Origin of the sequence: Pseudonocardia sp. CA-107938 (assembly GCF_050936315.1) — a bacterium.
GTDB lineage: Bacteria > Actinomycetota > Actinomycetes > Mycobacteriales > Pseudonocardiaceae > Pseudonocardia.
Genome location: NZ_JBNJNA010000001.1, coordinates 2,254,747 through 2,273,423, shown reverse-complemented (window position 1 = coordinate 2,273,423; position 18,677 = coordinate 2,254,747). Strand labels below are relative to the sequence as shown.

The window sequence follows — 18,677 nt, the reverse complement described above, 5'->3', positions numbered from 1 at the left end:
TTCCACCATTCGGCCCCACGGGCTCGTCGGGCCTTGCGATGCTAGGCAGCGACCCGGCGGCCGCGGGGCCAGTTGGGAAAACCCGGAGGGGCACGTTGGTTCCCGGACGCACGTTCTGCCGGCTCACGGTCCTCGCGCCACGCACGCGGGTCGACGTCGCCCTGCCCGTCGACGTCCCGGTCGCGGACCTGGTGCCGATGCTGCTGGAGCTCGTCGGCGAACCCCGCGGCGCTGGCTGGCGGCCGGTGCCGTGGCGGCTGTCCGGCGCGGCCGGCGGCACCCTGCCCACGGCGGCCACGCTCGACGAGCTCGCCGTCCCGGACGGGGAGCTGCTGCGGCTCGCGCCCGCCGCACCGCCACCACCGGCACCCGTGTTCGACGATCCCGTCGAGGCCGTCGCCGACTCGGCCGGTGAGCGGCACCCGCTCGGCGGGCGCTTCGGCTCCAGCGCGCTGTTCGGCGTCGCCGTCGTGGCAGCGGCCGTGCTCGCGCTGCCCGGGCCGGGGTCGGCCGGGTCGGCGATCGTCGCGGCGCTGGCCGCGATCGCGGCGGTCTGGGCGGCGGCCTGGCTCGCCCGGCGTCCCGCGCCGGGGCCGGCGGCCGCCGGCACGGCGGCACTGGTCGCGGTGCCGTTGGCGGCCGCAGCCGGCTGGACCGCCCTGCCCCCGATGATCGACGGGGCACAGCTCGCCGGCCTCCTGCTGGCCGTGGCCGCCGCCGGGGTCGCGGCGACCGTCGGTCAGGTCGTCGTCCGGGTGGTGGCGCCGGCGCTGATCGGGGTGCTGGTGGCGGCCGTCCTGCTGGGCGGGGCGCTGATCGGGATGCGGCTCGGTGCGGCGCCCGTCGCAGCGTCGGCAGCGGCTGCGGCGCTGGCGCTCGTGATCGGACCGCTGCTGCCGCGGGCGGCGATCCGGCTGTCCGGTCTGCCGCGACCGGTCGTGCCCGGTGACCCCGATCCCGGCGACGGCGGGCTGCCACCCGACGAGCTCGCCGAACGGGCCGCACTGGCCCGCGGTTACCTCGGCGGTCTCACGGCGGGCAGCGCAGCCGTCGTGGCCGCGGGTGCCGCGGGCACCGCGCTGATCGACGTCGCGGCCGGTGGCTGGGTCGGTGCCGTGTTCGCGGGCACGGCCGTCGCCGCACTCGGTCTGCGTGCACGCGGCTACGCCGACCCCGTCCCGGCACGCGCCACCCTCGCCGCCGCGCTGGCCGGCGCCACCGGGCTGGCGCTCGTGCTCGGCCGCACCGGCGCCGGCACCTGGGTCGGTCTCGCGCTGGCGGCCGTGTGCGGTGCCGGACTGCTCTCCACCGGCCGCGCCACCGCGCCGATCTCGCCGGTCACCCGCAGACTCGTCGACATGATCGAAGGGGCGCTCGTCGTGGCCGCCGTGCCGCTGGCGCTCGGCGCCATGGGCATCTACCGGATCGCGCGCGGCCTGTGAAACGTCCCGCGCTCGCCGCCGCCGTCCTCGCCGTGTGCGTGCTGCTGGCCGCGCCCGGCACCGCCGTCGCCGCAGAAGGTGACGATCCGGTTCCGCCGCCGGCCCGGTCGGCGGTGCCGTCCGGTGCGCGGCCCACCCCCGAGAACGCCCAGCTGGGCCCCACCCGGTGCAGCACCCCCGGCAAGGCGAGCGCCGAGCTTCCCGCCACCGAGACCGACCGGATGCACCTGGACCGGCTGCACCGGATCGCCACGGGGCGCGGCCAGCGCGTCGCCGTCATCGACACCGGGGTGGCGAGCCATCCCGGCCTCGCCGGCCGGCTGGTGGGCGGCGGCGACTACCTCGCCGGGGGCGACGGCCTGCAGGACTGCGACGGCCACGGCACCGCGGTCGCCGGCATCATCGCCGCCCGGCCACCGGCCGGGTCGACCGGCATGACGGGCATCGCGCCCGAGGCCGAGGTCCTGTCGGTGCGCCAGACCAGCGACGCGCTGACCGTCACCGACGGCCACGGCGCCAAGGTCTCCCCCGGCACCACCACCACGCTCGCGAAGGCCATCGTGCTGGCCGTCGACCAGGGCGCCACCGTCATCAACATGAGCGAGGCCGCGTGCGTGCCCGCCGAGCAGGCCGGCGACGTCGGCGACCTCATGCACGCCGCGCTCGACTACGCCATCGCCCGCGACGTCGTCGTCGTCGCCGCGATGGGCAACGCGGCCGGTCGCACCTGCACCGGCAAGGGGCTCGTCTCGATGCCGGCGTGGTTCGACGACGAGGTGCTCGCCGTCGGCGCGGCGGACGCGTTCGACGCGCCGGCCGCGTTCAGCTTCCGCGCCTCCTACGTCGACGTCGCGGCGCCGGGCACCGACCTGCACTCCCTCGCCCCCGGCGGCGGCTACACCAGCGAGGCCGTCAACGGCACCAGCTTCGCCGCGCCCTGGGTGGCCGGGCTGGCGGCGCTGCTGCGGGAACGGTTCCCGCAGCTGACGGCCCGTCAGGTCGTCGACCGGATCGTCGCCACGGCACATCGACCCGGCGACGGCCGAGACGCCGCCCTCGGGTACGGGGTGATCGACCCGGTCGCCGCGCTGACCTCGGCGCCGCTCATCCTCGCCGCGGCGCACGAGGAGACCCGCCCGGCCGCCACCCTCTCCGGCACCACCCCGCTACCCGCCCAACCCGCCCCGGGGGTGCCCTACGACCTCCTCGTCCTCGGCCTCCTGGTGCTGGCCGCAGGGATCGTGGCCCTCCGCCTGCGCCGCCCCTGACCCCCGCGGTCTTGCCTGTTGAGTTGAGCTCAACTTACTATCTGGGGCATGGATCAAGAGTTGACCGCCCGGGGTTCGACCGCTCGTCAGCGGATCCTGGCTGCGGCCACCGAGGAGCTGGCCACGACCGGTGACGTCGAGGTGGCCGCCGTGGCCCGTCGCGCAGGGGTGAGCGTCGGCCTGCCCTACCGCTACTTCGGCACGCGGAGCGGCCTGCTCGGCGCGATCATCTCCGCCTTCTACGACCGGCTGGACGAGGCGGTCATCGACCGCGAGTTCGCCGGCGACACCTGGTACGACCGGGAGCAGGCGCGGGTGATCGCCTGGGTCGACCACCTGTACGACGATCCGCTCGCCCCCGTCGTGCTCGGGCGGTCGGGCGGCGACGCGGCCACCGCGGGCATCGAGGTGCAGCGCCTGCACAAGGCCGTCGAGCTGGGCGCCCGCAACATCGCGCGCGGTCAGCGCGACGGTGACCTGCCGGCGGATCGGGACCCGGAACTGCTCGTGGCGGCGGTGCTCGGCGGGGTCCACACCGCGATCGCCCTCGCGTTGACGCGTACCCCGCGCCCGGACCGCGCCCGCGTCGCCACCGAGCTGTGGGCCTTCGTCCGCGGCGCCGCCGGAGCCGGGAGGGCGTCATGACCGAGCACCACCCCGAGGTGCGCCGCCTGGAGGACCTGGCCGGCGACCTCGCCCGCACGCACCGCTCCACGGGCGGTGGCGACCGTGGGGTCGACGACGGGCAGCTCGAGACCGATCTGGCCGCGCTGGACCGCGACGGCTACGTCGTCCTGCCCGGCCTGCTCGGCCCGGCGGAGTGCGACCGGTTGCGCGCCGAGCTCACCCCGCTGCTCGCGCAGACCGGGCGCAACGCGTTCGAAGGCCACCGCACGCAGCGGATCTACAGCGTGCTCGACAAGACCCGGGCCGTGGACGGGCTCGTCGACCACCCCCGCGTCCTGGCGCTGCTCGACCGGCTGCTGCTGCCCAACTACCTGCTCTCCCAGCTGCAGGTCATCAACATCCGGCCCGGCGAGGACGCCCAACTGCTCCACCCCGACGACGGCATCTACCCGGTCGCCCGCCCCCGACCGGAGCTGTCGGCCGCCACGGTGTGGGCGATCGACGAGTTCACCGAGGACAACGGCGCCACCGTCCTCGTCCCGGGCAGCCACCGCTGGCCGGACGGTCGAATGCCCACCGACACCGATCCGCGGCGCGCGGCAGTCATGCCGGCCGGCTCGTGCGTGCTGTTCCTCGGCTCGCTCTGGCACGGCGGCGGCGCCAACCGCAGCCCCGCGCCCCGGCTCGCGGCCACCGCCCAGTACTGCCAGCCCTGGCTCCGCACGCAGGAAGCGTTCACGCTGTCGACCAGCACCGACACCGCCCGGGAGACGTCGGAGGACATCCGCCGGATGCTCGGCTACAGCATCCATCCGCCCTTCGTCGGCATGGTCGACGGCATGCACCCGCGACGCCTCCTGGACGTCAACCGGGCTGCGGCACGTCCACTGCCGTGACGGCGCCGGCCGCGTCCAGCGTTGGGCCGCCGGGGAGGAGCCGCAGTACACGTTCCGGCGCGGGCTGCGTCTCGCGGACGCCGAGGACCGCGGCGGTCGCGGGGTCGGCGACGCCGTAGGTGACGCCGGTGGCCGCCACCAGCCAGACGGGCCCGGGACCGTCCGGTCCGGTGCCGCGGACGGCCCCACCCGGCCCGACGGCGGCGGCGTCGATCTCGGCTCCCGCACCGTCGGCGCGGGCGAGCTGGACGGGTGCGGCGCCGGCTGGGAGCGGGAGCGCGGTGGCGGTGCGGGCCGTGCCGGCGGGCCGGTCGGGTTGCCAGTCCCAGCAGGTGACGGGCAGCTCGCCGGCGCGCGGGAAGCGCATGGGCCGGCTGGGCCAGCCGTCGACGGGGAGGTGGTCGACCGTCTCGACGCTGCTGAGGGCCGCGAGCGTGGTCTCGCGGGCCGGGGCACCGTCGAGGAGCATGTTGGCGAGGCCCAGCGGGATCTGCTGGACGCCGTCGGCGAGGGCGACGACGTAGCGGTCGGCGCTGCCGGCGACGTGGGTGACGAGCACCTGCCCGACGGTGGCGTCGAGCCCGCCGGGCCCGGGCCGGCCGCGGCCGGCGATGGCCGGTACGGCGTACGGCGCGCCTTCCGGGATGGCGTCGACGAGTGCTGCGGACGCCGCTCGGGGTCGCGTGGAGTCGAGGGTGGCGAGCGCGCCGTGGTCGTTCGGGTCGACGAGGTGGCGGCGGCCGTCGGCGACGAGCCAGAGGCTGCCGCCGGGGTCGGTGATCAGCGCGGCGTCGTCGACGGGCCCGGGCGCGGGCGGCTCGGGCAAGGCGCCGGCGAGGACGGTGGTCGCGACGAGCCGTCCGGCCTGGTCGACGGTGTCGCAGAGGGACCAGCGCGGTGCGATGGACGCGTCCGGTCGGGCGGCAGTCGCCCCGGGCACACCCGCGGCGGCGGTGCGAGGTGCCGAGGCGATGCTGTCGTCCCCGACGACGACGGGCTCGGCGGTCGCCGGGTCGGCCGAGTCGCCGCCGCCGCGCTTGAGGGCGGCGAGGACGAGCCGGGCGGCGAGGAGGTTGGCGACGGGCACGAGCCGGTCGGGGTTGTGCGCAACCACGTACATCGAGCCGGACTGCCGCCCGACGACGACGGCGGAGCGCTCCCACAGCGGTTGGGGGCTGATCAGCGCGAAGATCAGGCAGCCGGCGACGGCGAGCGCACCCAGCACGACCCCGCCGCCGGCGGCCCGGCGCTGGGTGCGGATCTGCTCGTGCAGCGGAACGGGGTCGCCGCGGACGAGCGCGGCCTCGATGCGGCGGATCCCGAAGCGGTACGCGTCGGCCTGGTCCCGCGTGGCGGGGGCTCGCGTGGCGCTCGCACGGGGCACGGGAGAACGCTAACGACCAGCCCGCCCCGCCCGTGGCCGTTCGGGAAAACTCGCACCTCACACACGCGCGGGCCCGTTCACACACGTTCGAACGTGTGTGAACGGGCCCGGCGATGTGTGACCTCAGACCGAGATGGCGTCCAGCCGCTCCTTCAGGAACGGCGCCGAGACGACGGGGTCCAGCCCCGCGACCCGACCCACCGGCGGCTCCAGCGGTGTGACGACGGCGTCGTGGTCGAGCTCGTAGAAGAACACGAGCGACATCAGCTCCTCCTGCGGCGCGCTGGCCTGCGGCGGCAGGACGCGGTGCCGCCCGGACCGCCACCGCCGGCCGGTCCAGTGCTCCAACAGGTCGCCGATGTTGATCGTGAGCGCGGCCGGGTCGTACGGCGCGTCGACCCAACCACCGGGGTCGACGTCGACCTGCAGGCCACCCACGCCGGGTTCGCGGTCGAGGACGGTGACGGTGCCGAAGTCGGTGTGCGGACCGATCCGGTACTGCCCGGGCTCGGGTTCGCCGACCTCGGCGAGCGGCGGGTACCGGTTGATGTTGAACGTCCAGGTGGAGTGCCGGGCGAGCCGGGTCAGCGCGTCGCGTTCCTGGCCGAGCGAGTCCGCGCAGAGCTCCAGGAGGTCCTGCGAGACGGCGGTCATCGCGGCCAGGTAGCGGGACGCGGCCGCGTGCAGCTCCGGGACCTCGGCGGGCCACACGTTGGGCGGGAACCACACGTCGTCGACGGCCGGGTCGCCGGTCGAGGTCTCCGGCCCGATCGCGAACGACTCCTTGAGGTCGGGCGGCGTCACCGTGCCCTCGACGAGCCCGTTCGCCTCCACGCCCGGCGGGAGCCAGCCGCGACCGCCGATGCGCACCGCGTACTCCTGCTTCACCGACGCGGGCAGCGCGAAGAACCGGCGGGCCGCCGCACGCAGCTCGGCGCGCAGGGCGTCGGTGACGCCGTGCCCCGTGACCAGCAGGAACCCGGCGTGCTGCAGGGCATCGTCGACGGCAGGTCCGACGGTGGTGTCGCCGGCGCGCCAGGCGTCGAGGTCGACGGTGGGGATCATGTGGGTTCTCCGATGTCCTCGTGCCACAGCTCGGGCCGGGCCGCGATGAAGTCGGTCATGAGCGCGACGCACTCGGCGTCGTCGACGATCGTGATCGCCACGCCGTGCTCGGCGAGCCAGTCGTGCCCGCCGTGGAAGGTCGTCGACTCCCCGATCAGCACGCGACCGATGCCGAACTGGCGCACCAGCCCCGAGCAGTACCAGCACGGGGAGAGCGTGGTGACCATGGTCGTCGTTCGGTAGTCGCGCTGCCGGCCGGCGGCCCGGAACGCGGACGTCTCGGCGTGCATGGACGGGTCGCCGTCCTGCACGCGCCGGTTGTGGCCGCGACCCAGCACGGTGCCGTCGGCGGCGACGAGTGCGGCACCGATCGGGATGCCGCCCTCGGCGAGCCCGGCGCGCGCCTCCTCGACCGCGACGGCCAGCAGGTCGTGATCAGACACGGGCACCAGTGTGCCCACCGAGGCGCCGGAAGAGCAGCGCGTAGAGCCCGCCGGCGACGACGAACCCGACGATGAACCCGATGTCGCCGATCTGCGGGGCGGCCGCCGCGACGAGGCCGGTGTAGAGCTGCTGGTTGGCGAACAGCAGCACCGACACCACGATGCCGACGACGAGCGCGATCAGTCCGGCGTGGTTGGTGTAGCTCCGGTCGTACAGCAGCGCGGGGGCCGGCGCCGTGCGGCGCAGCCACATGTCCGTCAGCGTGATCCCGAGCCACGGCCCGATCCAGTACACGATGACGAGCAGGAAGTTCTCGTAGCCATGTGCGGCGTCGGCGAGCGCGAGGAACGCGATCACGAACCCGACCACCCCGAACCCGACGGCGACGGCGGCGCGCGCCTTCGCCAGCGGAACGTCGATGCCGAGGCAGAGGAACGCCATCGCGCCGGAGTAGACGTTGAGCACGTTGGCCGCGATGGCGCCGAGCACGATCGCGAGCAGGGTGAGGGCGGCGAGCCAGCCGGGCAGGAGCCCGGTGAAGTTGGCCGTGGGGTTGTCCGACGAGAGGCCGGCGCCGGTGGCGGCGCACACGGACGCCGCGCCGACCACCATCAGCACCGATGTCGACCCGAACATCCCGAGGCCGGCTGCGAGACCGGTGCGCACCCGCGAGCTGTCGGCGGGCAGGTACCGGGCGTAGTCGGCGGCGTAGGGGCTCCAGCCGGCCGTGTAGCCGAACACCGCGCCGAAGGTGAGCAGGAATCCGGCGAGGCCGCCCGTACCACCCTCGGTGGGGAGCACGGCCGGGTCGAAGCTCGTCAGCACGATCACCGAGCCGATCAGGAAGATCAGCGCGAGGACGGGGAACGCGATGCGCTCGAACGCCTGCACCAGGTTGTGCCCGAAGAACGCCACGCCGACCTGCACGATCACCACGAGCACGAGCGACACCACCAGCGGCATGCCCGTCAGCTCGTTCAGCGCGAACGACGCGCTCACGCTGTTGACCGCGAACCACCCGCAGCCCGAGGTGAGCGTCATCAGGCCGGACGGCAGGACGTTGCCGCGGTAGCCGAACGCGAGCCGACCGAGCACCATCTGCGGCACCCCGACCCGCGGCCCGTGCGCCGAGAGCACGCCGTGCCCGAGGCTGGCCAGCCCGTTGCCGAGCAGGATCGCGGCAACGGCTTGGCCGAAGGTCAGCTTGAAGACGAGCACCGAGAGCACGCCGACGAACACCGTGGCGAACTCGAGGTTGGGCGAGGTCCAGATCCAGAACAGGCGGATCGGGCGGCCGTGCCGCTCCTCGGCCGGGATGGGCTCGTTGCCCCCGGGTTCGACGGCGACGACCTTGCTGCCGTAGTCGCGGCCCGGTGTCGTGCTGGGTTCGGCGGTCACGCCGGTCACTCTCCGCTGCTCACCCTTGCCCGGACAAGTACCTGATCCATCCGTAACACCGCTGTAGCGCTCACACCCGCACGGCGTCGACCGTCCGAACACGCAGTGCAACCACCGACCCCACGGCGAGCACCGCAGCCACCGCCGACGCCCACGTGAGCGCGCCGTACCCGAGGCCGGCACCGATGATCGCCGCGCCGACGGCGGGCCCGACGGTGATGCCGAGGTTGAACGCCGAGATGTTCGTGGCCGCGGCCAGCGTCGGCGCCTCCCCGGCCAGGTCGAAGACGCGGGCGTTGAGCGCCGGGTTGGACGCGAAGCACGCCATGCCGAACAACCCGATCGTGATCACGGCGGGGATCGCCGACGCCAGCACGACGTTCAGCACCACGGCCAGCACGGCCAGCGCGCCGAGCGAGACCAGCAGGGTCGCGGTTGGCCATCCGTCCGCGGTCCGGCTGGCCAGCGCGATGCCGGCGACGGAACCCAGCCCGTACAGGCCCAGCACTGCCGGAACGGCTCCCGCCGGCAGCCCGGTGACCTCGACGAGCATCGGTGCGAAGTAGCTGAACACGACCAGCACCGACGTGGTCATCAGCGCGTTCGTGCTGTAGGCGAGCCAGAGCCGCGGGTTGCGCATCGCGCGCAGCTCGGCACCGACGCTCGGGCGCTCGTCGCGGTCGTCCACGCCGGCCGGCACCGTCAGCCGGATCGCGACGCCGGCCGCCGCCGACAACACCGCGATCGTCCAGAAGACGGCTCGCCAGCCCCACTGCTCGCCGACCAGCGTGCCGAGCGGGAGGCCGGCGACGGCGGCCACGGTGAGCCCGCCGACGACGATGCCCATCGCCCGCGCCCGCTTGTCGCGGGGCACGAGCCCCACCGCGGTCACCGTGGCGACCGCCCAGAACCCCGCGTAGACCAGCGCGGCGACGATCCGGCTCGCCATCAGGACGGCGTAGTTCGGCGCGAGCGCGCCCACGGCGTGGGCCAGCGCGAAGGCGCCGACGAACCCGAGCAGTGACGTCCGCTTGGGCAGGCGCAACGTGGCGACGGCCAGGATCGGTGCTCCGACGAGCATCCCGACGGCGAAGCCGGAGATCAGCAGGCCGGCCTGCGGCACGGAGATGCCCAGGTCGGTCACGATCATCGGCAGCAGCCCGGCGAGCATCAGCTCGGACGTGCCCTGCGCGAAGATCGCGAACCCGAGCACGACGACGGCCAACGGCATGGTTCCCCCAAGTCACTACGAGAAAGCAGGTCAGAGCGCCGCGATCGCGGTGTCGGCGATGGCGGCGAGCGCGGCCCGGTCGGTGCCGGCACGGGCGGCCACGCGCATCCCGCTGATCGTCGCGCCCACGAACCGGGCGAGCGCCTCCGGGTCACGCCCGGGAGCGATCTCGCCTGCGGTCTGCGCCGCGGCCAGCGCGTCGCGCATCAGCACGAGCCGGCGCTCGCCGTCTCGGTGGAGCAGCTCCGCAACCTCGGGATCGGACCCGCCGAGCTCCACCACCGAGTTCACGACCAGGCAGCCGACCGGATCACCCGGCAGGGGTTCGATCGCCTGCTCGAACAGGGCTCGCACGCGGTCCCGGATCGGTGACGGCCGGCCGAAGATCTCGCTCGCCCGTCCGTACATCTCGTCGGAGTAGCGGCGCAGGGCGGCGAGGAACAGCTCGCGCTTGCCGGTGAAGGTGTTGTAGATGCTGCTGCGGCCCAGGCCGGTCGCCGCGCAGAGGTCGTCGGTCGACGTGCCGGTGAAGCCGGTGGCCCAGAACGCGCGCATCGCAGCGTCGAGCGCGCGCTCCTCGTCGAAGGTCCTGGGCCTGGCCACACCTCGACCGTAGCACGGTTTTGGATGGATCAGTACAGAACTAGCGGCGCAGCTCGAAGTCGGTGCCGGCGAACTCGAGCAGGACCTCTCCCGGCGCTGTGGAGACGCCGGTGAACGCCATCCCCGGCGGCGAGCGCAGGGGCAGGACCAGGTCGAACGGCTGCACCTGCAGCGCACCGAGGAACGGCACGCCCTCCAGCGATGCCGCCGACACGACGAGCTTGCCGTCGTCGATCCGCAGGCCGGCCGACGTCGAGATCGGGAAGCGGGAGCCCAGGATCTCCACGGCACCGGTGATCCGCAGGCCCCCGTCCGCGTCGTTGGCGAGCGCGAGATCCAGCCGCGCGACCACGTCGATGCCGGCCATGATCGTCCGCAGGAACTCCGGCTGGCGCAGGAACGTCGCGACGTCGGCGAACGTGAGATGGATGACCCCGGTGACCTGCTCGGCGACCGCCGGCACGAACCGCGCCCCGGAGCGCTCGATGCGCACCCGCCCCAACGTCATCTCGACGCGGTCGGCGTAGAACGCCTCCCCCGGGAGCACACCGTCGAGCATCGTCACCATCCCCGCTGATCAGGTGCTTCGCACCCTACGCGAGACGGGTCAGGACAGCGTCCGCATCCGCCGCGTGACGGCGTCGCGGGCGGCCAGCTGGTCGTCCGGCGGGTAGTCGACGGCCACCAGCGTCAACCCGTGGGCCGGCGCGACGGCCACGTCGCTGACCCGCTCGGCCCGGCGCAGCAGCGTGCCGGGCCAGTCCGGTGCCCGCCGCGCCCGCCCGACGTCGAGCAGGGCGCCGACGAGGCTGCGCACCATCGAGTGACAGAAGGCGTCGGCGGCGACGGCGGCGGTCACCACGCCGTCGGGGTCGGGGTCGCTCCAGTCCAGCTGCTGCAGCGCCCGCACCGTCGTGGCGCCCTCGCGGCGCTTGCAGAACGCCGCGAAGTCGTGCTCGCCCAGGAGCTGCGCGGACGCCGCCCGCACCGCGTCCAGGTCGAGGGCGTGCGGCCAGGAGACCGTGTCGCGGGCGCGCAGCGGCTCGGCGCCGTGCGGGGCGGTCGCGACCCGGTAGCGGTAGTGCCGGCGCAGCGCGGAGAAGCGCGCGTCGAACGCCGCCGGCACGGGCGTCACGGCACGAACGCGCACGTCAGCGGGCAGGATCCGGGCCAACCGGCGCACCAGCCATGCGGTGTCCAGATCGGCCGGCAGGTCGGCGTGCGCCACCTGCCCGGTGGCGTGCACGCCGGCGTCGGTGCGCCCCGCCACCGTCAGCGTCACGGGTGTGCGCAGCACCGTCGACAACGCCTCGACGAGCACCCCGCAGACCGTGCGCCGCGTCGGCTGCATCGCCCAGCCGGAGAAGTCGGTGCCGTCGTAGGCGATGTCCATGCGGAAACGACGAACGGGCCCGCCGTCGGTGTCGACGGCGGGCCCGATGCGTTCGAGCGAGTCGGTCAGGACTCGTCCTCCTGCTGCGAGGGCGGCAGCGAGAACCCGGCGGCCTCGGCGGCCTCCGCGCTCGCGAACCAGACCTCGGCCACGGTCCGCTCGTAGAACGCCGAGCCGGGCACGTGGTACAGCATCGAGTCGGCGTTGCCCTTGATCGGGAAGCCCTCCGGCGCCTCGTTGACGTCGTCGAGCGGGGCGTGGCTGCCCTCGCCGTACGGCGCCTCGTCGGTGCTGGCGGACTCCTCGACCTCGGCCGGGGTCTCGTCGGCCTTCGGCTCGTCCTTGGGCTCGGCCTTCGCCGCCGCCTGCGAGGCCGCCGCGCGGCGAGCCCGGTTGGCCTCGTCGGTGACGGTCTTCTGCGTGATCAGCTCGATGACGGCCATCGGCGCGTTGTCGCCCTTGCGGGGCATGACGCGCGTGATGCGCGTGTAGCCACCGTTGCGGTCGGCGAAGAACGGCCCGATCTCCGACACGAGCCGGTGGATCACGTCCTTGTCGCGGATGACCTTGGCGATCTGGCGGATGTTGTGCAGGTCGCCCTGCTTCGCCTTCGAGATCAGGCGCTCGGCGTACGGGCGCAGCCGCTTCGCCTTGGCCTCCGTGGTGGTGATCCGGCCGTGCTGGAACAGCGAGGTCGCCAGGTTGGCCAGGATCAGCCGCTGGTGCGCGGGCGAACCGCCGAGGCGGGGGCCCTTGGTGGGCTGAGGCATGGCTACAGCTGCTCCGTTTCTGCGTAGTCCTGGCCGTCGTCACCGAAGGGCGAGTCGGGGTCGAAAGCCTCGGAGCCGTACTCGACGGCGGCGGCCGACGGGTCGAATCCGGGCGGGCTGTCCTTCAGCGCGAGACCGAGGCCGACGAGCTTCATCTTGACCTCGTCGATCGACTTGGCGCCGAAGTTGCGGATGTCGAGCAGGTCCGCCTCGCTGCGGCCGACGAGCTCACCCACGGTGTGGATGCCCTCGCGCTTGAGGCAGTTGTAGGAGCGGACGGTGAGGTCCAGCTCCTCGATCGGCATCGCGAAGGCCGCGATGGTGTCGGCCTCCTGCGGCGACGGGCCGATCTCGATGCCCTCCGCGTCGACGTTCAGCTCGCGGGCCAGGCCGAACAGCTCCACCAGCGTCTTGCCGGCCGAGGCCAGCGCGTCGCGGGGGGTGATGGACGGCTTGGTCTCGACGTCGATGACGAGCTTGTCGAAGTCGGTGCGCTGCTCGACGCGGGTGGCCTCGACCTTGTACGTGACCTTCAGCACCGGCGTGTAGATCGAGTCGACCGGGATGCGGCCGATCTCGGCGCCCGTGGCCTTGTTCTGCATGGCCGGGACGTAGCCGCGACCCCGCTCGACGACGAGCTCGACCTCGAGGCGGCCCTTGTCGTTGAGGGTGGCGATGTGCAGGTCCGGGTTGTGCACGGTGACGCCGGCCGGCGGGACGATGTCGCCCGCGGTGACGTCGCCGGGGCCCTGCTTGCGCAGGTACATCGTGACCGGCTCGTCCTCCTCGGAGCTCACGACGAGCTCCTTGAGGTTCAGGATGATGTCGGTGACGTCCTCCTTGACCCCGGGCACGGTGGTGAACTCGTGCAGCACGCCGTCGATGCGGATGCTGGTGACGGCGGCACCGGGGATGGAGGAGAGCAAGGTGCGGCGGAGCGAGTTGCCGAGCGTGTAGCCGAAGCCGGGCTCCAGCGGCTCGATGATGAACCGGGAGCGGGTCTCGACGACCGTCTCCTCGGTGAGGGTGGGGCGCTGAGAGATCAGCATGTGAATTTCTCCTTGGTTGCCGCGGCACCCACCATTTGATGCCGCAGTGAGCCCCCCGCCCCACTGCAGGGCGGGGGGACGGAACGCCGAGGCGCCCCGTGTGAGCTGCTACTTCGAGTAGAACTCGACGATCAGCTGCTCGGTGACCTGCGTGTCGATCTGCGCGCGCTCCGGCACCTGGTGGACCAGGATCCGCAGCGTGTTCGGGACGACCTGCAGCCACGCCGGGACCGGCCGGTCGCCCTGGGTCTCCTTGGCGATGATGAACGGGTCCATCGCCAGCGACTTCGGGCGGACGTCGATCACGTCGTACTGCGAGACCTGGAAGCTCGGGATGTTGACCTTCTTCCCGTTGACCAGGAAGTGGTTGTGGCTCACGAGCTGACGCGCCATCCGCCGCGTGCGGGCGAGCCCGGCGCGGTAGACGACGTTGTCGAGCCGGCGCTCGAGGATCTGCATGAGGTTGTCACCGGTCTTGCCGGGACGGCGGTTCGCCTCTTCGTAGTAGCGGCGGAACTGCTTCTCGAGCACGCCGTAGGCGAAGCGGGCCTTCTGCTTCTCCTGCGACTGCAGCAGGTACTCGGTCTCCTTGATCCGGATCCGGCCGTGCTGGCCGGGCGGGTAAGGACGGCGCTCGAACGCCTGGTCGCCGCCGACGAGGTCGACCTTCAGCCGGCGCGACTTGCGGGTCATGGGTCCGGTGTAACGAGCCATGAGTTGTTACTCCCTTTCCTAGACTCGGCGCCGCTTGGGCGGACGGCAGCCGTTGTGCGGCTGCGGGGTGACATCGGAGATGGCGCCGACCTCGAGACCGGCGGCCTGCAGCGACCGGATCGCGGTCTCACGACCGGAGCCCGGGCCCTTGACGAAGACGTCGACCTTCTTCATGCCGTGCTCGGCGGCCTTGCGGGCCGCGTTCTCGGCGGCCATCTGCGCGGCGAACGGCGTCGACTTGCGCGAGCCCTTGAAGCCGACGTGGCCGGCGGAGGCCCAGGCGATCACGGCACCCGTGGGGTCGGTGATCGAGACGATGGTGTTGTTGAACGTCGACTTGATGTGGGCGTGGCCCGCGGCGACGTTCTTCTTCTCCTTGCGGCGGACCTTCTTGGCTCCACCGGCCTGACGGGAACGGGGCGGCATTACTTCTTACCTGCCTTCTTCTTGCCGGCGACCGTCTTCTTCGGTCCCTTGCGGCCACGGGCGTTGGTGCGGGTGCGCTGACCGTGCACCGGGAGGCCGCGGCGGTGCCGGATCCCCTGGTAGCAGCCGATCTCGATCTTGCGCCGGATGTCCGCCTGGACCTCGCGGCGCAGATCGCCCTCGACCTGGAGGTTGCCCTCGATGTACTCGCGGATCTTGCCCAGGTCCTCGTCGGACAGGTCGCGGGTACGCAGGTCCGGGCTGATGCCCGTGGCGGCCAGGATCTCCTTGGAGCGGGTCCGGCCGACCCCGTAGATGTAGGTGAGCGCGATCTCCATCCGCTTCTCGCGGGGGAGGTCGACGCCGACGACGCGTGCCATGCGGCAGCTATCTCCTCTGTGTCATCCGCCAGGTCCTCCCGACACCCGTCCCCCGCGCTGCCGCGGGGGCTCCGGCCTGGTTCCGGAGGTGGTTCGGCGCCTCGTGCGACGCCTCAGGCGTGTCGGGTTCCTCGTACTGCGGAAGTGCTCTGATCAGCCCTGACGCTGCTTGTGGCGCAGGTTCTCGCAGATCACCATGACCCGCCCGTGACGGCGGATCACCTTGCACTTGTCGCAGATCTTCTTGACGCTCGGCTGGACCTTCACGTCCGTCGCTCTCTGTGTGACGTCACTTGTAGCGGTAGACGATGCGGCCACGGGACAGGTCGTAGGGCGACAGCTCCACGACCACCCGGTCCTCGGGGAGGATCCGGATGTAGTGCTGGCGCATCTTCCCGCTGATGTGTGCGAGGACCTTGTGCCCGTTCTCCAGCTCCACGCGGAACATCGCGTTCGGCAGGGGTTCGACGACCCGGCCCTCGACCTCGATCGCCCCGTCCTTCTTGGCCATGTCCTCCGCGATCCGTGACTTGGTGTGTTTCTTCCATCTATCGTTGGGCACACCAGCGCCCCGGAACCGAGCGCTTGAGACACGACGGAACCGGCGCACGTGACGCGCCGAAGTACCAGTGTACGTGGCCTGCGCGGGTCGCCGCCGCGTGGGGTCGCCAGCCCGGTAAACCGTGCGAATCTTGTCGGGGTTGCCCGATACGGTCGGGTCCTTGACCTGAACCCCTGTCGAGCGCCTGCGATGGAGTCATGACCGGCGAGCCCGAGCCCCAGCCGACATCGACGCCGAGCGTCACCGCCACCGCACCACCCGCCCCCACCCGCTGGCCGCGGGCTCTGCGCCCGTTCCGGCACCGGGAGTACCGGCTGCTCACGGCGTCCATGGCGGTGTCGCTGGTGGCCAGCGGCATGTGGGCGGTCGGGCTGGTGTGGCAGGTGATCGCACTGGGCGGCGGCCCCACCGACGTCTCCGTCGTGATGACGGGTCTGTCGGCCGGCCTGCTGGCCAGCGTGCTGCTCGGCGGGGTGGCCGCCGACCGGTTGCCGCGGCGTGCGCTGCTGATCGTGGTCGAGTCGGTGCGCGTCGGCTCCGCCGTGCTCGTCGGGCTGCTGGCCGTCACCGGCACGCTCCAGGTCTGGCACCTCGCCGTGATCGCGGTGGTGCTGGGCGCGGCCGAGGCGTTCTTCTTCCCCGCCTACACGGCGCTGCTGCCCACGATCCTGCCGGCCGACGAGCTCCTGGCCGCGAACGGCGTCGAGGGCACATTGCGCCCGGCCGCGCAGGCCGCACTGGGTCCGGCGATCGCCGGCCTGCTGATCGGCGCGTTCGCCCCGAGCATCGCGCTGCTCGTCGCCGGCGCGCTGTACGGCCTGGCCCTCGTCGTCCTGCTGTTCATGCGGCCGCTGCCGATGCCGGAGCCCACCGCGGAGAGGTCCTCGGTGCTGGGCGACCTGCGCGAGGGCTTCCGCTACATGTTCAGCACCGGCTGGTTCTTCGCCACCCTCGCGTTCGCCACGTTCCTGGTGTTCCTGCTGCTCGGCCCCATCGAGGTCCTGCTGCCGTTCGCCGTGCGCAACCAGACCGGCAGCGGTGCGAGCGGCTACGCGCTGGTCGTCGGCGCGTACGGCATCGGCGCCATGGTCGGCTCGATCGTCACGTCGTCGTTCCGCATGCCTCGGCGCTACCTCACGGTCATGATCCTGGCGTGGGGTGCGGGCAGCCTCCCGATGGCCGTCATCGGGTTCACCTCGCAGGTCTGGCTGATGGCGGTGGCGCTGTTCGTCGTGGGCTTCGCCGGTGCCGCCGCCGGGGTCATCTGGGGCACGTTGCTGCAGCGTCGGGTGCCGGCCCACATGCTGGGCCGGGTGTCGAGCCTCGACTTCTTCGTCTCGCTGGCGCTGATGCCGGTGTCGATGGCCGCGGCCGGCCCGGTCGGCGAGGGGCTCGGGCTGCCGGTCACGTTCCTGGTGGCGGGCACCGTCCCGGTGCTGCTGGCGGTCGTCGCGATCGTGGGCTGGCGGCTGCCGGCCGACGAGCTGGCGCACCCGCTCGATCCGGAGCCTGAGCCACAGCCCTAAGTGCTGGCCCCGATGTGCGCCTGACCACCCGAACGTAGCTTCGCGACCACGCACCGCGCAGGTCGCGTCGGGCTACGGGGGGTCGTCGTGCAGGTGTTCAGCGGGCCGTTCCGCACTGTGGCGGTCACCCTCGCGGCAGCGGTCGCGCTGCTCCTCGCCGGGTGCGACCCGGACGGTGACGTCCCCGGACACGACCCGGGTCCCTCCGTGACGAGCAGACCGAAGGCCGAGACCGGTTGCGGCAGCGCGGCCGGCAAGGCCGGCGCTCTGCTCCCCGCGGGCACGTCGACGTTCAGCGCCGTCGACGACAACCCGTGCATCCCGCTGGCCGATCTGGCCGGCGCGGTGCTGGACCTCGTCCCGTCGGATGCCGGGGAAGCCACGAAGGCGCATCGGGCGCAGTTCCGGTCGACCGTCGCGAAGGTCTCGGACCCCCTGCTCAAGGCCGCCGGCCGAGCGCTGTCCGCGAACGCCGTCGCCCAGTGCGGATACGAGACCGACCACCTGGCGGTCCGGCTCTACCAGCAGGACGGGTACGCGTGGTCGGTCGGCGCGGCCGCGGTCATCCGGGGTGACATCGACGCCGCGGCGGACATCGGTGTCTGCTACCTGAAGGGCCTGCTGCCGCAGTTCGCGCCGCCGTCGCCGGGGGTCACCGTCCCGCCGCCGGAGTGGTCTCCGTGCGCCAGCACGTCCCGCCCGATCCGCAGGGGCGAGGTCTACACGGTGATCATCGCGGGCACGTCCGACCAGATGTGCCAGTTCCTCGCGCCGGCGGTGTAGTCGAACCCGTCGCCGCCGATCACCCCAGCACCGCCGCCGCCATCTGGGCGGCCAGCCATTCCGTGTACTCGGCGTCGGACCATCCGCGATCGACCGCGAGCGCGAGGTACAGCGTCGGGTCGTTGAGGACCCAGACGGAGTCGATCGCGCGGTCGAGCGTGAGGCCGGCCCGCAGCTCGCCCACCTCCCGCGCCCTGCGCACGACCATCTCCGCGCCGGCGCGCCGGTTGGCCACGAGGGTCAGCCACAGCGCCTCGATCTCGGGATGCCCGCCGGCGGCTCGCCTGGTGACCTCGAACAGCCTTCCCGCGCGGCGACCGATCACCACGCAGACCTCGGCGTAGGCGTCGAGCACGTCCCGGGGCCGGGCGGCCTGCCAGACGGGCGCGAACCACGGGCGCTGGGCGACGGGTACGGGCTCGTCGTCACCGGCGAGTGCCTCGTCGAGCACCTGGCGCAGCAGCGCGGGCTTGGAGCCGAAGGCGGCAGCGACGGTGGGGCGGGCAACACCGGCCGCTTCGGCGACCTCGCGCAGGGACGCCGCCGCGTATCCCCGCTCGACGAACAGCCGCGCAGCCGCGGCGACCACCGCCTGTTGGGTCCGCCGCCGCGCCTCGTCCCGCACCGGAGAGCGGTAACTCCGGCGGCCCTTGACGTCGGTCATTCGATGAGCATACTTGCGTCTATTGGATAGACGTCGTCTAGCGAAATGAGCC

At 73.0% G+C, this 18,677-nt stretch carries 22 protein-coding genes; 6 read left to right on the top strand and 16 right to left on the bottom strand.

Annotated elements, in window-relative coordinates:
- The first annotated feature begins 95 nt into the window (after positions 1–95).
- Genes eccD through ACQEVB_RS11435 form a run of 4 tightly spaced genes read left to right on the top strand, consistent with a single transcriptional unit; the run spans position 96 to position 4,233 of the window.
- Positions 96–1,442 (top strand): type VII secretion integral membrane protein EccD, encoded by a 1,347-nt coding sequence (gene eccD, locus ACQEVB_RS11450; RefSeq protein ID WP_432968728.1) that lies wholly within the window; start codon positions 96–98, stop codon positions 1,440–1,442.
- Positions 1,439–2,710, top strand: coding sequence for a type VII secretion-associated serine protease mycosin (gene mycP / locus ACQEVB_RS11445; protein ID WP_432968725.1), 1,272 nt, complete (start codon positions 1,439–1,441; stop codon positions 2,708–2,710). Before eccD ends, mycP begins: the two co-directional genes overlap by 4 nt.
- A gap of 48 nt (positions 2,711–2,758) precedes the next feature.
- Positions 2,759–3,355 (top strand): TetR/AcrR family transcriptional regulator, encoded by a 597-nt coding sequence (locus ACQEVB_RS11440; RefSeq protein ID WP_432968722.1) that lies wholly within the window; start codon positions 2,759–2,761, stop codon positions 3,353–3,355.
- Positions 3,352–4,233, top strand: a complete 882-nt coding sequence (locus ACQEVB_RS11435) for a phytanoyl-CoA dioxygenase family protein (protein WP_432968719.1) — start codon at positions 3,352–3,354, stop codon at positions 4,231–4,233. The genes ACQEVB_RS11440 and ACQEVB_RS11435 overlap by 4 nt, the downstream gene beginning before the upstream one ends.
- Here the strand turns inward: ACQEVB_RS11435 and eccB are convergent.
- From eccB to infA, 15 genes are all read right to left on the bottom strand, one after another.
- Positions 4,202–5,617, bottom strand: a complete 1,416-nt coding sequence (gene eccB / locus ACQEVB_RS11430) for a type VII secretion protein EccB (protein WP_432968716.1) — start codon at positions 5,615–5,617, stop codon at positions 4,202–4,204. The genes ACQEVB_RS11435 and eccB overlap by 32 nt on opposite strands.
- Positions 5,618–5,740: 123 nt before the next feature.
- Positions 5,741–6,682 (bottom strand): isopenicillin N synthase family dioxygenase, encoded by a 942-nt coding sequence (locus ACQEVB_RS11425; RefSeq protein WP_432968713.1) that lies wholly within the window; start codon positions 6,680–6,682, stop codon positions 5,741–5,743.
- On the bottom strand, positions 6,679–7,125 hold the full coding sequence (locus tag ACQEVB_RS11420) for a nucleoside deaminase (protein ID WP_432968710.1): 447 nt from the start codon (positions 7,123–7,125) through the stop codon (positions 6,679–6,681). Before ACQEVB_RS11420 ends, ACQEVB_RS11425 begins: the two co-directional genes overlap by 4 nt.
- On the bottom strand, positions 7,118–8,524 hold the full coding sequence (locus tag ACQEVB_RS11415) for a purine-cytosine permease family protein (RefSeq protein ID WP_432968707.1): 1,407 nt from the start codon (positions 8,522–8,524) through the stop codon (positions 7,118–7,120). Before ACQEVB_RS11415 ends, ACQEVB_RS11420 begins: the two co-directional genes overlap by 8 nt.
- Positions 8,525–8,594: 70 nt before the next feature.
- Complete coding sequence (locus ACQEVB_RS11410; protein ID WP_432968704.1) at positions 8,595–9,755, bottom strand: Cmx/CmrA family chloramphenicol efflux MFS transporter; 1,161 nt, start codon at positions 9,753–9,755, stop codon at positions 8,595–8,597.
- A gap of 30 nt (positions 9,756–9,785) precedes the next feature.
- Complete coding sequence (locus ACQEVB_RS11405; RefSeq protein WP_432968701.1) at positions 9,786–10,358, bottom strand: TetR/AcrR family transcriptional regulator; 573 nt, start codon at positions 10,356–10,358, stop codon at positions 9,786–9,788.
- A gap of 40 nt (positions 10,359–10,398) precedes the next feature.
- A complete protein-coding gene (locus tag ACQEVB_RS11400; protein ID WP_432968698.1) occupies positions 10,399–10,917 on the bottom strand; it encodes an LmeA family phospholipid-binding protein in 519 nt (172 codons plus the stop codon).
- A gap of 48 nt (positions 10,918–10,965) precedes the next feature.
- The gene (truA, locus tag ACQEVB_RS11395; protein ID WP_432968695.1) at positions 10,966–11,751 is read right to left on the bottom strand and encodes a tRNA pseudouridine(38-40) synthase TruA; all 786 of its coding nucleotides are present in this window, start codon (positions 11,749–11,751) and stop codon (positions 10,966–10,968) included.
- 65 nt (positions 11,752–11,816) lie between these two features.
- Positions 11,817–12,521 (bottom strand): 50S ribosomal protein L17, sunset domain variant, encoded by a 705-nt coding sequence (gene rplQ / locus ACQEVB_RS11390; protein WP_432968693.1) that lies wholly within the window; start codon positions 12,519–12,521, stop codon positions 11,817–11,819.
- Between the two features lie 2 nt (positions 12,522–12,523).
- Positions 12,524–13,570, bottom strand: a complete 1,047-nt coding sequence (locus ACQEVB_RS11385) for a DNA-directed RNA polymerase subunit alpha (RefSeq protein ID WP_432968691.1) — start codon at positions 13,568–13,570, stop codon at positions 12,524–12,526.
- A 108-nt stretch (positions 13,571–13,678) separates the two neighbouring features.
- The gene (rpsD, locus tag ACQEVB_RS11380) at positions 13,679–14,284 is read right to left on the bottom strand and encodes a 30S ribosomal protein S4 (RefSeq protein ID WP_432968688.1); all 606 of its coding nucleotides are present in this window, start codon (positions 14,282–14,284) and stop codon (positions 13,679–13,681) included.
- 18 nt (positions 14,285–14,302) lie between these two features.
- Entirely contained in the window at positions 14,303–14,710 is a 408-nt protein-coding gene (gene rpsK / locus ACQEVB_RS11375) for a 30S ribosomal protein S11 (RefSeq protein ID WP_432968685.1), read from the bottom strand.
- Complete coding sequence (rpsM, locus tag ACQEVB_RS11370; RefSeq protein ID WP_432968682.1) at positions 14,710–15,090, bottom strand: 30S ribosomal protein S13; 381 nt, start codon at positions 15,088–15,090, stop codon at positions 14,710–14,712. Before rpsM ends, rpsK begins: the two co-directional genes overlap by 1 nt.
- Positions 15,091–15,243: 153 nt before the next feature.
- Positions 15,244–15,357, bottom strand: coding sequence for a 50S ribosomal protein L36 (gene rpmJ / locus ACQEVB_RS11365; RefSeq protein WP_010148647.1), 114 nt, complete (start codon positions 15,355–15,357; stop codon positions 15,244–15,246).
- Positions 15,358–15,379: 22 nt separating this feature from the next.
- Positions 15,380–15,601 (bottom strand): translation initiation factor IF-1, encoded by a 222-nt coding sequence (infA, locus tag ACQEVB_RS11360; protein ID WP_004558881.1) that lies wholly within the window; start codon positions 15,599–15,601, stop codon positions 15,380–15,382.
- Between the two features lie 248 nt (positions 15,602–15,849).
- Between infA and ACQEVB_RS11355 the strand changes: the two genes are divergently transcribed.
- Complete coding sequence (locus ACQEVB_RS11355; RefSeq protein WP_432968677.1) at positions 15,850–17,178, top strand: MFS transporter; 1,329 nt, start codon at positions 15,850–15,852, stop codon at positions 17,176–17,178.
- An 87-nt stretch (positions 17,179–17,265) separates the two neighbouring features.
- Positions 17,266–17,961, top strand: coding sequence for a hypothetical protein (locus ACQEVB_RS11350; RefSeq protein WP_432968674.1), 696 nt, complete (start codon positions 17,266–17,268; stop codon positions 17,959–17,961).
- 19 nt (positions 17,962–17,980) lie between these two features.
- Here ACQEVB_RS11350 and ACQEVB_RS11345 read toward each other — a convergent pair whose 3' ends face one another.
- Complete coding sequence (locus tag ACQEVB_RS11345; RefSeq protein ID WP_432968671.1) at positions 17,981–18,625, bottom strand: TetR/AcrR family transcriptional regulator; 645 nt, start codon at positions 18,623–18,625, stop codon at positions 17,981–17,983.
- Positions 18,626–18,677 lie beyond the last annotated feature (52 nt).

Bases quoted from the DNA above. Each gene is read 5' to 3' on its own strand.
- rpsM (WP_432968682.1), bottom strand. From the start codon at position 15,090: ATGGCACGCGTCGTCGGCGTCGACCTCCCCCGCGAGAAGCGGATGGAG.
- ACQEVB_RS11435 (WP_432968719.1), top strand. From the start codon at position 3,352: ATGACCGAGCACCACCCCGAGGTGCGCCGCCTGGAGGACCTGGCCGGC.
- ACQEVB_RS11385 (WP_432968691.1), bottom strand. From the start codon at position 13,570: ATGCTGATCTCTCAGCGCCCCACCCTCACCGAGGAGACGGTCGTCGAG.
- rplQ (WP_432968693.1), bottom strand. From the start codon at position 12,521: ATGCCTCAGCCCACCAAGGGCCCCCGCCTCGGCGGTTCGCCCGCGCAC.
- ACQEVB_RS11345 (WP_432968671.1), bottom strand. From the start codon at position 18,625: ATGACCGACGTCAAGGGCCGCCGGAGTTACCGCTCTCCGGTGCGGGAC.
- truA (WP_432968695.1), bottom strand. From the start codon at position 11,751: ATGGACATCGCCTACGACGGCACCGACTTCTCCGGCTGGGCGATGCAG.
- rpsK (WP_432968685.1), bottom strand. From the start codon at position 14,710: ATGCCGCCCCGTTCCCGTCAGGCCGGTGGAGCCAAGAAGGTCCGCCGC.
- ACQEVB_RS11440 (WP_432968722.1), top strand. From the start codon at position 2,759: ATGGATCAAGAGTTGACCGCCCGGGGTTCGACCGCTCGTCAGCGGATC.
- ACQEVB_RS11410 (WP_432968704.1), bottom strand. From the start codon at position 9,755: ATGCCGTTGGCCGTCGTCGTGCTCGGGTTCGCGATCTTCGCGCAGGGC.
- rpsD (WP_432968688.1), bottom strand. From the start codon at position 14,284: ATGGCTCGTTACACCGGACCCATGACCCGCAAGTCGCGCCGGCTGAAG.
- ACQEVB_RS11400 (WP_432968698.1), bottom strand. From the start codon at position 10,917: ATGCTCGACGGTGTGCTCCCGGGGGAGGCGTTCTACGCCGACCGCGTC.
- ACQEVB_RS11355 (WP_432968677.1), top strand. From the start codon at position 15,850: ATGACCGGCGAGCCCGAGCCCCAGCCGACATCGACGCCGAGCGTCACC.
- infA (WP_004558881.1), bottom strand. From the start codon at position 15,601: ATGGCCAAGAAGGACGGGGCGATCGAGGTCGAGGGCCGGGTCGTCGAA.
- ACQEVB_RS11425 (WP_432968713.1), bottom strand. From the start codon at position 6,682: ATGATCCCCACCGTCGACCTCGACGCCTGGCGCGCCGGCGACACCACC.